This window comes from Pseudoalteromonas sp. Z9A6 (assembly GCF_011378805.1).
GTDB classification, from domain to species: Bacteria; Pseudomonadota; Gammaproteobacteria; order Enterobacterales; family Alteromonadaceae; genus Pseudoalteromonas; species Pseudoalteromonas distincta.
The window spans coordinates 58,977-72,256 of sequence record NZ_WTKZ01000011.1 but is presented as its reverse complement, the minus strand read 5'-3'; the positions used below and the strand labels follow the sequence as shown (position 1 = coordinate 72,256).

The 13,280-nt window shown below is 40.4% G+C and carries 18 protein-coding genes; 12 read left to right on the top strand and 6 right to left on the bottom strand.

Translation table 11 applies throughout. The annotated features are described in order from the left end of the window. Nucleotides 1-20: 20 nt before the first annotated feature. Genes GQR53_RS06700 through cyaY form a run of 3 tightly spaced genes read right to left on the bottom strand, consistent with a single transcriptional unit; the run spans nt 21 to nt 1,997 of the window. Complete coding sequence (locus GQR53_RS06700; RefSeq protein WP_165743264.1) at nt 21-998, bottom strand: DUF2914 domain-containing protein; 978 nt, start codon at nt 996-998, stop codon at nt 21-23. Nucleotides 999-1,020: 22 nt separating this feature from the next. Next, nucleotides 1,021-1,677, bottom strand: coding sequence for an alpha/beta fold hydrolase (locus GQR53_RS06695; RefSeq protein ID WP_002960978.1), 657 nt, complete (start codon nt 1,675-1,677; stop codon nt 1,021-1,023). Then, nucleotides 1,674-1,997: an iron donor protein CyaY gene (gene cyaY / locus GQR53_RS06690; RefSeq protein WP_002960979.1), complete on the bottom strand. Its 324-nt coding sequence runs from the start codon at nt 1,995-1,997 to the stop codon at nt 1,674-1,676. Before cyaY ends, GQR53_RS06695 begins: the two co-directional genes overlap by 4 nt. Nucleotides 1,998-2,338: 341 nt before the next feature. On the opposite strand from cyaY, the gene GQR53_RS06685 reads away from it, so the two are divergent. From GQR53_RS06685 to GQR53_RS06650, 8 genes are all read left to right on the top strand, one after another. Then, nucleotides 2,339-2,533 (top strand): lipoprotein, encoded by a 195-nt coding sequence (locus GQR53_RS06685; RefSeq protein ID WP_165743263.1) that lies wholly within the window; start codon nt 2,339-2,341, stop codon nt 2,531-2,533. After that, the gene (gene lysA / locus GQR53_RS06680; RefSeq protein WP_165743262.1) at nt 2,534-3,787 is read left to right on the top strand and encodes a diaminopimelate decarboxylase; all 1,254 of its coding nucleotides are present in this window, start codon (nt 2,534-2,536) and stop codon (nt 3,785-3,787) included. It begins immediately after the preceding gene. Between the two features lie 64 nt (nt 3,788-3,851). Continuing rightward, entirely contained in the window at nt 3,852-4,682 is an 831-nt protein-coding gene (gene dapF, locus GQR53_RS06675) for a diaminopimelate epimerase (RefSeq protein WP_165743261.1), read from the top strand. Next, nucleotides 4,679-5,290 carry a DUF484 family protein gene (locus GQR53_RS06670; protein WP_149594657.1) on the top strand — a complete coding sequence of 204 codons (612 nt, stop codon included), beginning with the start codon at nt 4,679-4,681 and terminating at the stop codon, nt 5,288-5,290. The genes dapF and GQR53_RS06670 overlap by 4 nt, the downstream gene beginning before the upstream one ends. Further along, nucleotides 5,287-6,231 carry a tyrosine recombinase XerC gene (locus tag GQR53_RS06665; RefSeq protein ID WP_024594613.1) on the top strand — a complete coding sequence of 315 codons (945 nt, stop codon included), beginning with the start codon at nt 5,287-5,289 and terminating at the stop codon, nt 6,229-6,231. The genes GQR53_RS06670 and GQR53_RS06665 overlap by 4 nt, the downstream gene beginning before the upstream one ends. A gap of 10 nt (nt 6,232-6,241) precedes the next feature. Further along, on the top strand, nt 6,242-6,949 hold the full coding sequence (locus GQR53_RS06660; RefSeq protein ID WP_165743260.1) for an HAD-IA family hydrolase: 708 nt from the start codon (nt 6,242-6,244) through the stop codon (nt 6,947-6,949). 28 nt (nt 6,950-6,977) lie between these two features. Next, nucleotides 6,978-8,081, top strand: a complete 1,104-nt coding sequence (locus tag GQR53_RS06655) for a retroviral-like aspartic protease family protein (RefSeq protein ID WP_165743259.1) — start codon at nt 6,978-6,980, stop codon at nt 8,079-8,081. A gap of 21 nt (nt 8,082-8,102) precedes the next feature. Beyond that, nucleotides 8,103-8,459 carry a HopJ type III effector protein gene (locus GQR53_RS06650; protein ID WP_002960998.1) on the top strand — a complete coding sequence of 119 codons (357 nt, stop codon included), beginning with the start codon at nt 8,103-8,105 and terminating at the stop codon, nt 8,457-8,459. A 10-nt stretch (nt 8,460-8,469) separates the two neighbouring features. Here the strand turns inward: GQR53_RS06650 and GQR53_RS06645 are convergent, their stop codons facing one another. Both GQR53_RS06645 and GQR53_RS06640 read right to left on the bottom strand, forming a co-directional pair. Beyond that, nucleotides 8,470-8,877: a GNAT family N-acetyltransferase gene (locus GQR53_RS06645; protein WP_165743258.1), complete on the bottom strand. Its 408-nt coding sequence runs from the start codon at nt 8,875-8,877 to the stop codon at nt 8,470-8,472. Between the two features lie 40 nt (nt 8,878-8,917). Next, nucleotides 8,918-9,223 carry a DUF6482 family protein gene (locus GQR53_RS06640; protein WP_002961002.1) on the bottom strand — a complete coding sequence of 102 codons (306 nt, stop codon included), beginning with the start codon at nt 9,221-9,223 and terminating at the stop codon, nt 8,918-8,920. 89 nt (nt 9,224-9,312) lie between these two features. Here GQR53_RS06640 and GQR53_RS06635 point away from each other — a divergent pair, with 89 nt between their 5' ends. The 3 genes from GQR53_RS06635 (at nt 9,313) to GQR53_RS06625 (ending at nt 11,699) form a co-directional block, all read left to right on the top strand. Then, nucleotides 9,313-10,005 (top strand): pseudouridine synthase, encoded by a 693-nt coding sequence (locus tag GQR53_RS06635; protein ID WP_165743257.1) that lies wholly within the window; start codon nt 9,313-9,315, stop codon nt 10,003-10,005. A 101-nt stretch (nt 10,006-10,106) separates the two neighbouring features. Then, a complete protein-coding gene (locus tag GQR53_RS06630; protein ID WP_007580531.1) occupies nt 10,107-10,481 on the top strand; it encodes a BlaI/MecI/CopY family transcriptional regulator in 375 nt (124 codons plus the stop codon). Between the two features lie 9 nt (nt 10,482-10,490). Next, nucleotides 10,491-11,699, top strand: a complete 1,209-nt coding sequence (locus tag GQR53_RS06625) for a TonB family protein (RefSeq protein ID WP_165743256.1) — start codon at nt 10,491-10,493, stop codon at nt 11,697-11,699. 73 nt (nt 11,700-11,772) lie between these two features. Here GQR53_RS06625 and GQR53_RS06620 read toward each other — a convergent pair whose 3' ends face one another. After that, on the bottom strand, nt 11,773-12,156 hold the full coding sequence (locus GQR53_RS06620; protein WP_165743255.1) for an MAPEG family protein: 384 nt from the start codon (nt 12,154-12,156) through the stop codon (nt 11,773-11,775). A gap of 230 nt (nt 12,157-12,386) precedes the next feature. On the opposite strand from GQR53_RS06620, the gene GQR53_RS06615 reads away from it, so the two are divergent. Beyond that, nucleotides 12,387-13,274 carry a DMT family transporter gene (locus tag GQR53_RS06615; protein WP_197098934.1) on the top strand — a complete coding sequence of 296 codons (888 nt, stop codon included), beginning with the start codon at nt 12,387-12,389 and terminating at the stop codon, nt 13,272-13,274. Nucleotides 13,275-13,280: the final 6 nt, after the last annotated feature.

The following is a 13,280-nucleotide window of genomic DNA, read 5'->3' as shown; positions in this document are numbered from 1 at the left end:
ATTACTGCGTTTAGCCAGTTTTAGTCAGCTAAAATTCTAAATTCTTTTTGGGCAATTAAATTACCTTGCTCATCAACTACATCAACACGCCAATGACCTGTTTGTGTGTTCATTATATTTTTTGTTGAGTACGTTCTGTAACGAGGCGAAGTAACATTAAGTGTAATTTCAGCCATCGTTTCACCTTCAAACGACCAAACATGCTTAACTTGCTGGCCTTGAAGGTTTTTAATCTCGCTAAAAAACGATAACCCTTCCTCAAACTGGCTTAACCTAATATCAGCAGCAAACACATTAGTAGGCTCACGCTTACTTACTTTACGAGTAAGTACCGCGCGACTAATTTTACCCGTGTCTATTTGCGCCCCCAATGCCACACTTGCCACATGTGCTGTAGAGGAAAAACCTTCAGTGCCACTCAATGCGCCATCATCACTTTCTAACTCTAAAACTAAGTCACTTTGACTAGCAGGCTCAATCACGTTTTGAGCTTCTGCGGTTTCTTCTTGCACATCATTATCAAGGTTTGAGTTTAACTCTGTATTAATGCTTTCGCTTTGTTCAGTAACACTATCGTTGTTAGCCAATAAAACAGGGGGATTATTTACAAGCTCAGCTTCATCAGATGTATTACTTGAAATGCTTAGTTGAGCCTCATTTTGCTCAGCTAACAAAGGTTCAATACTCGCTTGAGTTACCTCTACAGACTCAGCAGGGGTATTGTTTACTGATGATTGAGGCTCAACATCCATTACCTCATCGCTTGTTTGGTTTTCAGCGTTACTGCTGAAATTTAAGAATTGTTCCTGCTCATTTGGGTGCTCACCTTGCTCTGCATTAACAGAGGTGGTTAAGCCATAAACAACTGCTGCAGAGGTCATTAATACCAACATAGCAATACTCACAATACGACGCCAATTCCACTCGTAGCTTACCGTTGGTACGCTCTGTTGTAATTCGCGTTTAACATTTGCTTTTATAACTATTTTTTGACTCATATTGACCTCAGCGGTTCCAAAATTAGCTTAAACGAGCAATTAACCATTGGCGAATAGCTTGCAATTCTTCTGCGCAAACTTGATGAGCCATTGGATATTCTTGCCAGCTTACATCCATGTTATGTGCTGTTAATACTTCAAACGCATTTCTACCCGCACTGTGCGGTACAACGTTATCTTGGCTACCATGAGCCATAAATACGTTTAAATCAGTATGTTTTGCTTCATCAGCAAATTTGTGTGGCACACACATATAAGTAGAAAGCGCCATAACACCCCCAAGCTTTTGCTCAAAGCGCGGCGCTAAATGCAAAGACACAACACCACCTTGAGAAAAACCAGCTAAAATTATTTTATTAGCAGGAATGCCATTAGCAATTTCTTTATTAATTAACTCTTCTACCTTTGCAGCAGAATCCCTTACGCCTTGTTCATCGGCACGCTTATCTAATTCTATAGACTTAATATCGTACCAAGAGCGCATTTCCATGCCACCATTTATGGTGACCGGTTGCACTGGCGCATGCGGAAAAATAAACCGTATACCAAGCTCGCTTGGTAAATTTAGCTGCGGGGCTACTGGCGCAAAACCATCCCCAGAGTCACCTAAACCATGTAACCAAATAACTGTTGCTTTGTGTTCACTTTGGGCTGCATATTCTACAAATTCTAAACTCATAGTGATGATTGCCACTTAACTTCTTGGCCTGCTTGGCGAGTTGAGGCTTCATTTATAAACGCCCAAAATTCAGCGCCAGAGCGGTTATCAATCCATAACCCATCACGCATTTCAAAATGATGTCCGTTAAACTTAGTCGCAACCCATACTTGATGAAGAGGTGCTTGCTTATTGATCACTATTTTACTTTTATCAGGAAAAATAATTTCTAAAATACCTTGTGCCGATTCATAATCTAAATCAGCTTCGCAATCATCAACCTGCTCTTCAATAGTGAACATAAGAGCTTCGGCTAATTGGTGATATTCGTGTTCAGTCATTGTTATTTCCTTTGCAGGCGAGCCGCCTAATATTGGGTACGTTTTAGCTTTAAGTTAGCTTTAAAAATGTGCAGCTAGGGCCTGTTAACCTTTCAGGATTGAAATTTGTTCTATCTAGGGGCGATTTAATCGCGGCGCCAGGTTTGTAACCTAGTGGACTAAGTTAAAACCGAGCAACAAAGAGCAAATCGTTCCTAGGACGAACCCAACGGGCAGCGCAAATTCAACCTCGAGAGATAAACAAGCCTTAGTGTAACAGGAATAAAATCATCCGCGAATAGCTGCATTTTTTAGATATTCTGTTACTCTGCGATTATAAAGCCAGCAACCGTATTAATCTAATGAAAGCGACACATACCTTACAATTAAAAAGACTATTAATAAGCACTGTACTGTTAAGCGCCTTAGCTGGCTGCGGACAAAGCGGTCCGTTATATTTACCAGAACAACAAACAGAGCAAAACCAACCTCAAAATACAGCTAAACCAGCCACTACCGCTGAGCAAGCCAAAACACCGCAAAGCCAGGAGCAATAAATGGATTATTTTAACTACAAAAACAACCAATTATTTGCCGAAGACGTAAGTGTTGCAAGCATAGCGCAGCAATACGGTACGCCGTGTTACGTATACTCGCGTGCTACATTTGAGCGCCATTACTTAGCATTTGCTAACGCCACTAAAAATCATAAAAGCTTGGTGTGTTACGCCGTTAAAGCAAATTCAAATATAGCCGTACTTAATATATTAGCGCGCTTAGGATCGGGTTTCGATATTGTATCTAAAGGCGAACTAGCGCGTGTAATTAAAGCGGGAGGCGATGCTTCTAAAGTGGTTTTTTCAGGCGTGGCTAAAACGACTGACGAAATAGCTTACGCATTAAAACTGGGCATTAAATGTTTTAATGTAGAGTCGGCGTCTGAGCTTGAGCGTATTTCTGAAGTGGCTTGCGAGCTTAACCTAGAAGCGCCTATTTCTATTCGCGTAAACCCAGACATAGATGCAAAAACACATCCGTATATTTCTACCGGTTTAAAAGAAAATAAATTTGGTATTGATATTCAAACAGCAGTGAGTGTTTATCAACAAGCAGCGGCTTTACCTGGTTTAAAAGTAATTGGTGTCGATTGCCATATTGGCTCTCAATTAACGCAAGTTAGACCTTTTTTAGAAGCCCTTGATAAATTAATGGTGCTTATTGATGAGCTAAAAACTAACGGTATTGAGCTAACTCATTTAGATATCGGCGGCGGTTTAGGCGTGCCATATAACAACGAGCAACCACCACACCCAAGTGAATATGCAGCGCAAGTTACCGAACGCTTAGCTAACTACAAACATCTTGAACTAATTTTTGAACCAGGGCGCGCTATTGCAGCTAACGCAGGTATTTTGGTTACTCAAGTTGAATTTATCAAACAAAACCAAGACAAATTTTTTGCCATTGTCGATGCTGGTATGAACGATATGCTTCGCCCTGCGCTTTATCAAGCGTGGCAAAAAATTATTCCGGTATCCGTTCGCGACGACGAAACACCTACTCACAACTTTGATATTGTGGGTCCGGTGTGCGAAACCGGCGACTTTTTAGGAAAAGACCGCGAACTAGCACTTAAACAAGGCGATTTACTTGCACAACGAAGTGCGGGGGCATATGGCTTTACCATGAGCTCAAACTACAACTCGCGCCCGCGTGTTGCAGAAATTATGGTAGATGGTCAGCAGCATCACCTTATTCGTGAACGCGAAACTATTGAAAGCCTTTATCAAGGTGAGAAAGTTTTACCATAAACGTTTTTGTCTACTAGCTGCTCTGTGGCATGATTAGCACAGAGCAAAACCGAATTAGAGCGCTATGTTAGTTAATTTTTCCAAAATGCACGGCTTAGGTAACGACTTTGTTGTGATTGATAACATTACACAAAATGTTTTTTTGTCGCGAGACCAAATCAAAAAACTGGCAGATCGCCACTTTGGCATTGGCTTTGACCAATTGCTGATGGTTGAAGCACCATATTCACCTGATCTCGACTTTCATTATCGAATTTTTAATGCCGATGGTACCGAAGTAGAACAATGCGGTAACGGCGCACGCTGTTTTGCCCGCTTTGTACGCATGAAAGGCCTTACTAACAAGCACAAAATTAGTGTATCGACTAAGTCGGGCAACTTAACGCTCTACATAGAAAAAGACGGTCAAGTAACTGTTAACATGGGCCATCCTAATTTTGAGCCAAGTAAAATTCCGTTAAAAGCCAGCAAACGCGAGCTTACTTATATTATTAGAACGCAAGAACACACTGTATTTAGTGGCGCGGTATCTATGGGTAACCCACATTGCGTGCTAGAAGTTGACGACGTAACCACCGCGCAAGTTGATATATTGGGTCCATTACTTGAAAACCACGAACGCTTTCCGCAAAAAGCGAACATTGGCTTTATGCAGGTTGTATCGCAAGAACACATTAAGCTAAGAGTGTGGGAGCGCGGCGTTAACGAAACCCTAGCCTGTGGCACAGGTGCGTGTGCAGCAATGGTGATTGGTCATATGCAAAATAAATTATCAACAACCGTTCAAGTAGATTTGCCGGGCGGTAGTTTGCAAGTGCGCTGGAGTGGTGAAGGTCACCCGGTGCGCATGACTGGTCCCGCAGAGCATGTTTTCGACGGACAAGTAGCACTATGAGCGAGCTAAGTACAGAGCAGGTTATTAATTACTTACAGCAACATCCTGACTTTTTAGTTCATCACCCTGAGCTACTCGCACAACTTGAGCTGCAACAGCAAGCTCAAGGTGCAACGTCACTAGTACATATTCAGCAACGTCAATTACGCGAGCACAACACGCTTTTAAAAAGCCAAATAGATGCTATGAGCAAGCATGCAACTCAAAACGAGCTCGTATATCGTTTGTTTAGCCAATGTCATCGCCAGCTTTGGAATCATGACGATTTTGACACTCTTGCAAATAATCTACGCAATATAATCTGCTCAAGTGAAGATGTTAACGACTGCAAATTAGTAAAATACAATCCCGAGTACGACGAGCTTATTGCGCATCGCCTTACCCATTCTGGGCATTATTTAGGGCGAATTAATAAACAAGAGCGCGAACAATTATTTAGTGAAGATACACAATCCGTCGCTATTTATTTAATTGGCGACACCAAGCACCCTATCGCTATTTTGGCGTTTGGTAGCAATAACGTAAACCATTTTGAGCCCGCGCAAGATAACCTGTTTGTGCTCGACTTTATAAACGCATTACACCTGCGGTTACAAAAACTAGCATGAGTGACGATGCGCCTAATATTACCGCGCTAAGCGACCACTGGCGTACACCCATAACGCTATTTAGCGATTATTTAAAGTTTGAAAAACAATATTCAGCGCACACAGTTAATCAATACGTAAGCCAACTTGGCTTTGCAGCCCTATATTTTAGTAAACTATGTGATGACTGGTTTGGCGTACAAGGAGAGCATATTCGCCGCTACAGTATGGCACTGCGATCAAAGCAATTAAGTGGCCGTACAATTAGCTTAAAGCTCAGTTGTATTCGCAGCTTGTATAAGTTTTTAAAAGCAAAAAATATTGCCGAGCAATCGCATTACCATAATCCGGCTATAGGTATAAAAGGCCCTAAGTTTGCAAAGCCCCTACCTAAAAATCTCGATGTAGATCAAATGGCACGCTTGCTCGAAATACCCGACGACGAACCTCTCGCAATTAGAGATAAAGCAATGATGGAGTTAATGTATTCATCAGGGCTGCGTATAAGCGAGTTAGTTGGCGCTAATATGCAAGATATTAGCGCTGCCAATGGTGAAATTTTAGTGCGTGGTAAAGGTAATAAAGAGCGATTAATTCCGGTGGGCAAAAAAGCGTTAGACGCATTAAAAAAATGGCTCACAATACGCCCTCAGTTTGCAAAGCCCGATGAAATAGCAGTATTTTTAAGTAGCCAAAAAAACCGTATTTCGATTCGCCAAGTGCGCCTACGCATGCAAGAGTGGGGAATAAAACAAGGCATTAGCTCGCAGGTTCATCCGCATAAGCTACGCCACTCGTTTGCGTCACATATTTTAGAATCATCTGGTGATTTACGCGCCGTGCAAGAGTTACTAGGGCACAGCAGTTTGTCGGCTACACAAGTGTATACACATTTAGATTTTCAACATTTAGCCAAAGTGTACGACAACACTCACCCTCGTGCAAAAAAACGAACTGATTAGGTAAATAAAAATGATCCGATTTAATCGTGCTATTAAGCCATTTTCTGTCATGAGCTTTGATTTAGACGACACTCTTTACAACAATCACCCCATTATAAAAGCAGCGGTTAAAGCGCAGCAAGATTATTTAAACACGCTCCCTAGCTACTTAGCCCAAGGCCCCAAATACTGGCAACAATGCCGCAATGAGGCCGTATTAAAGTTACCTGAACTTGCTGATAACGTCACTAAATGGCGCCAACATACACTGCGCTTAGCCCTCTCTAAACTAGATTTGAACGAGCAAGAGGTAGAGCATCATGCCGATGCTGCCTACAACGCCTTTGCCAATGCGCGCAGTAAAATAGTGGTAACCGACGACGTACTAAAGCTGCTAGATAACTTAGCCCAGCACTTTACGCTGGTTGCTATAACTAATGGTAATGTTGAAATTGAACGCTTTAACTTACACGATAAATTTGAGCTTGTATTACAAGCCGGTATGCACGGTAAAGCAAAACCTCACAGCACCTTATTTGATAAAGCCGCCGAGCACTTAAACGTTGCTAAAAGTGAAATTTTACACATTGGCGATAGCCTAGATACCGACGTACAAGGCGCAAATAATGCTGGTTGCCAATCGGTATGGTTAAACGATCAAGGCGCCAATTATGCTTATAAAGGGCTGGCTGATATTGAAATAGCCAATATTCATGCCTTAACGCACTTTATTAAATAATACCAATTGCATTAAATAAGAGGTCACAATGAGCCACTATACCAAGCTAATTACCTTGCTATTAATTGGCTCACTTAGCCTTAACGCTTATTTATTGTGGCCGCAGCCCGCGCCAACCAAAGTACAAAAAACGCAAGGTGCTGAAAAAAGCATATCGCCTAAACAACAAAATACGCTATTAAATACGGCAAAGCAGCAGTTTAAAAAACACCAATTTGAAGCCGCACTTAGTAGCTATCAACAACTCAAAAACAGCAATCCAGAAATCGCAAAAAACCTTTATTCATCGTGGCTAGTGCAGCTTAAAACATGGCTAAATAGCAATTTATTACTCAGCGAATCATTTCTCAATGCGCTATTAAATAACAGCCCTTATAACGTAGAGTTACTTAATTTACAGGTTGAGTATTTAATAAATAGCGAGCAAACACAAAATGCCATTATTGCTTTATTTGAGCTTAATTCATTACAACCTGCTGATCAGCAAAGTAATGTAAATACGCGTTTAAATACGCTCACTCAAAACGAATTACACACATTAACTGAGCAACAAAATTGGCAAGCTATTATTGAGCAAACACAAATTTGGCTTGATTATAAAAGCGATAACGCGCAGTTTTTATATCCGCTTGCGTATGCCTACTATCAGCAAGGCGATTTAATTAGCGCACAAGCAACCCTTGATCGAATGCCAAACCAGCACAATCTAAAAAGCCAAGTGCAAACACTGCAAGCGATGATCAATAAAGCACAATCGCAAGACGACTTTGTTGCTTTAACGCCTTACGGCGCGCACTACTTAATAAACACCGAAATAAATAATAACCTATCAACCGAACTAATGATTGATACAGGCGCAAGCGTAACCTCACTACCTACAAATATTATTGAGAAAATTTCGCCACAGCCTTTATATTTAGGCGATGTAACGGTAAATACAGCGAATGGTCAAATTGTTGTAAAGCGTTATCAAATTGAATCGTTTAAAGTGGGCTCGCAAATTATTTACGGCTTTGAAGTGCTAAGCATTGAAAACACCCGTGGGCAAGGTTTGCTAGGAATGAACTTTTTATCGCGATTTAAATTCAATATAAATCAGCAAACAGATGAGCTAGAGTTGAGCGCTAAATAATTAAAAACCCAAAGGTAACACATGACACTAAATAACTATTTAAAAGCACTTGCTGAAAACCCAAAAAGCATTCAATTTACCGATACAATGGCCGTGATAGAAGCAAATTACGACTTTACTGCATGTGGCTTTAATAACCATGGATTACTTAGCGCTGCGAGTGAGAACAACGGCTCGTGTAAAATTTTTGCGTTTGCTAAATTAAACGATTTAAGTAAACAAAATACGTTGGATTGTTTTGGTAAGTTTTACCGAGAAGACGTGCTGCAAAACCCTAAAGGGGATGATCATATGAACATTCGCACGTTTATGTTAGCACCAGAGGCAACACCTTTTTTAGGTATTACCTTTGAAGGCGAGCCACTAAAAGCGAAATAGCCAGCAAAAATTAAAGTGCTTTTTCCATAAAGTAACGCGTACCTGAGCGTGGGTAATTATTAAGTTGATACTTAACACTATAACCGCGCTTTTCATAAAAGGGTTTTGCTTGAAAATCAAGTGTATCAAGCTGAGCAGTTGTAGCACCTAGCTCAATAGCTGCTGGTTCAAGTGCCGTTAGCAGTTTATCTGCAAGCCCTTTACCTCGCGCACTATCGCTACACCAAAGCCAACTAATCATCAGCCAGTTTCCAAACACACACCCACTAATACCGGCAACAAGCTCGCCCTGCTCATCAGTAAATTTATAGCCTAATGGCACTCTTTGCACATCAAAATGCTCGGCGTTAAATTCAACCATTTGTGCGCGAAGCGCTGAGTTTAACGCATCGGTATTATCTACTTTTAATTGATACATTTATCGCCCTTAAAAAGCAGATACTAGCAAATTAGCTCAATCAATAAAGATTATTTTTACCATAAGGTACTTCAAGCATATTGCTGCTGGTTTTATCCGGCTGGCCGCACATTTCGTCGTAAGCGCTTGTTTGCCTTAACATCATCTGTGCGTACGCTATTTTTTCAAAACGTTTTTGTACATGCAGTGGGCTGAGTGCTCTTAAAAACTCACCGCTGTCTTCTGTTACATAATATTCAACGTTATTAATCATCACTGATACTTGATAAAGCGCCATATCTAACGAGTGAACAATAACTTTTTGTAGCGGTTCGTGCTTTTTTAACTGTGAAAATTTAATACCCATCATGTTTACCTTTTTATATTTAGCATTATCGATACGCAGCTTTGCTATAATCGCGATCAAATTTTTATTAGCCGCTGGCGTCACACGTTATGATCACAAAAATTCGACTCGCTAAATATATTGCCCATGCAGGTATTTGCTCTCGTAAACAGGCATCGCGTTTAATTGATGAAGGTGTGGTGACTGTAAATAATCGCCCAGCAAATCATATAGATCACGTTGATGAGCAAGACACAATAATAGTGAACGAAAGAGAAATTAAAGGTGCTGCCGATTTAGTTTATTTTGCGTACCACAAACCAGTAGGTATTGACTGTAAATTAAATATTGATGACCCTGCCAGCCTTATTCACCATTTGCCCACACTCACCCGTGTTTACCCTATTGGTCGATTAGATAAAGACTCTCGCGGTTTGCTTATTTTGACCAACGATGGGGATTTTTGTAATCAACTAATACATCCTGACTTCCACCAGCCTAAACATTATTTAGTCATCGTAAATAAGCCTTTAGACGATGATTTTTGTAAAAAAATGGCAGCAGGCGTACCCGTTGATAAACACATAACCCTGCCTTGTGAGGTAAATAAAATAGCCAGTAATCAGTTTAGTATTGTTTTAAAACAAGGGCTAAACAGACAAATACGTAAAATGGCGCATTACTGCGGATACAAAGTAATTGACTTATTTAGAGTGCAATTTAGTGACCTCACCCTTTCAAAGCTAAACCTACCTGAAAACCAATATATACAAATTAATAAAAACGATATTTCAAAAATCTAATACCAAGTCACTTAACTATATCTCAAAAAGTTAAAAATAAACTTGCAAAAATAGATTACAGGTGTAGTCTTAAATTAAAGATTACATTTGTAGGCAATAGCATGATTGAGTTATCAAAAGCAGAGTTTGACGTGCTCGACGCACTTTGGATTAACTACCCCGCCACCGCGAGCCAAATAATTGAGCGCTTAAGCGACGATAAGCAATGGCACGAAAAAACCATTAAAACCCTACTAGGCCGACTAGTAAAAAAAGGCGCACTTACATTTGAAAAAGAAGGTCGCCAGTATATTTATATGCCGTGTATGGAGCGCGCCGACTACACCCTAAAAGAAAGCCAAAACTTTATTGAGCGCTTTTTTAGTGGACGTATTGCGCCACTTGTAAGCGGTTTTGCTAAATCGGAGCAGCTTTCTCAGCAAGATATAAACGAGCTTAAAAAAGTTATAGATGACTGGGAAAAAAACCAAAAGTAAGGGATTAACATGGTTATTCAAACTGGTTTTAATTGGTTGATTGAGCAGCAATTACTATTAAGTATTTTGTTTTGTGGATTTATTTTACTTGAGCGATTTGCTTTAAAAGCCCTTGGCTCGCGGTTTGTATATAAATTAGCATGGCTATTACCTGCGGCATTGGTGATTGCTAATTTACCAAATGCGATTAAACCACTGCAAAATAGCAATATTAGCCGTTACTTAATCACCCCTAACCAGCCTTTTACACATGAAATGGGTATTAGCTGGGCGCTCATGTATGTACTTATTACCGCAGGGTTATTAATAGCTAGTTTTATTACACATACCCGTTTTGTTAAAAGCCTGCAGTTAACTGAGTTAACACAATTTGAAGGTACTCTTGCCACTGGTGTTAATGCCTATACCAGCCAACATGTAGCCACGCCAATGGTGGTCGGTATTTTAAACAGCAAGCTGGTGTTACCGAGTAACTACAATACCCAGTTTGATAAAGCCACATTAGCGCTTATTTTAGAGCACGAAAACGTACACATAAAACGCAAAGACAACCTAACAAACACACTTATATTACTACCTACTATTTTACTTTGGTTTAACCCACTAGCTTGGGTTTGTTACGCAAGCATGCGCCGACTACAAGAGCTAACTTGTGATGAACGGGTACTTGCCAATAAAACCACACAACAACATATTTTATATAGCAAAGCCTTAATAAACTGCGCGGCAAATGCGCCCACAGGGCTTATGGCTTATTCACACTACGGAGATAAAAAAACCATGTTACAACGACTTACTAATATAAAACACAGCGGGGAGCGTTCAAAGTTTGCTAAAGGTGGCTTATTGCTTGTAGCAGCAAGTATGCTAAGCGGATTAGCGATTGCAAAGCAACCAGAGGCAATGACTAAAGAGGATCACATTTCACCAACAATACGCATTGAACCTGCTTACCCAATACAAGCAGCTCAACAAGGGATCAGCGGCTCTGTTGTATTAAAATACGATATTGCAGCAAACGGTAAAACAAAAAACATTAGTGTTATTCAATCTAAACCTAAAAATACTTTTGATAAATCAGCGAAAGAAGCGCTAGCAAAATGGAAATATAAAGCATCAGATTCAGGTTTTGAAGATGTACTTGTACAACTAGATTTTGCGATTAACAGTGAAGTGGCGCCTACCGATTTAATTGAGCGAATTAAAGTATCGCATTAACGCCACGAGTTGTTCAAGACTACAAAGCAAGCGCCCTTTTAGGCTGCTTGCTTTGTGGTTTTACGCTATAAACCTACAAACTCAGCACAATCATGGCAATGGCTGTACCCAAACCAATAAACCACACTAATGAGCGAATTATATCTAGGTTCATATAGTAAAATACGCAATACAAAATACGCGACACAATATGCGTAACCGCTAGCGTTTCGGTCACTGCACCTACAGAGTTAGTGCCCAGTACAACTGCAATAGCGACAGCAAAAACAGCAAGCGATTCAAAACAGTTTTGATGAGCAGCGAGCGCCCGTGCACCAAAGCCGGTTAATTTTGTTTGTTGCGCCCTTGGGTGTTTATTGTCGTATCGACCCAATTTTGCCATTGCTATAGCAACCGGCACTTTTGCAAAGTAAGGCATTAATACCGCAAGTAATGCACATACAACTAATGTTGTCATAATTTACCCTTTTGATGTTTCGGATAATTTAGCATAAGCGTAATAAAAAAGCCGCCAGATACGTTTTATGACAAACTCTGGCGGCTAACAATAACATCAGACCTACTATAGCTAAATTTATCCTCAAACCCATGCGACATAATGTCGCAGATGATGAATATTCAACATCATAGTTAATGCATCGCTTTACTTCACAAAGCTTGTTAACTTTACTGCCTTACATTTTAACGATGACGACCATGACCTGGATATTTTTCACTTTTTTAGCCGCCTTCATGCAAGCATGGCGTAATGCCCTGCAAAGTAAATTAAGTAACGATGTGAGTGTTGCTGGCGTAACACTCTCTCGCTTTATTATTGCAAGCCCTATTGCTGGCGTGTATTTATATGGTTTGTATCAATATCAAGATACCGCCATGCCTACGTTTAATAATGCCTTTTGGGGATTTATTGTAGGCGCAAGTGTGATGCAAATACTTGCCACTGGTTTAATGGTTAAGTTATTTAAAATGAATAATTACGCTGTAGGTGCTGGTCTTGCCAAAAGCGAGGCGTTAGTAGCTGCTATTTTAGGTGTATTATTTTTTGGCTCGGCACTTTCTTTGCTCGGTTGGCTTGGTGTGTTTTTTGGCGCTATTGCCGTATTGCTACTCAGCGGCATAACAAGCGTTAAACACTTTAATGCTAAAACAGCATTACTAGGACTGGCTTGTGGTACTTGCTTTGCACTTACATCGCTGTGGGTACGAGAAGCGAGCTTAAATTCAGGATTATTATTTCCTCACTCAGCAGCTTGGGTTTTGCTGTTTGTAATTAGCTTACAAACACTAATACTACTGGGCTATTTATTATTAAAAGAGCCGCAAACACTTAGTAAACTGTGGCAATACAAAGGTACTACAGCCGCAATTAGTGTTTTTAGTTGTGTCGGTTCTATTGGCTGGTTTAGTGCAATGAGCTTACACCACGTTGCTTACGTTAAAACACTTGGACAGGTTGAAGTGTTTTTTACCATGCTAATTGCCGTTCTTTGGTTAAAGCAGCCACTTAAGAAACAAGATACAGCAGGCTTAATACTCATAGCCATTGCCGCTGTTTTGGTTATGTTGCCGAATTAAGGGCAT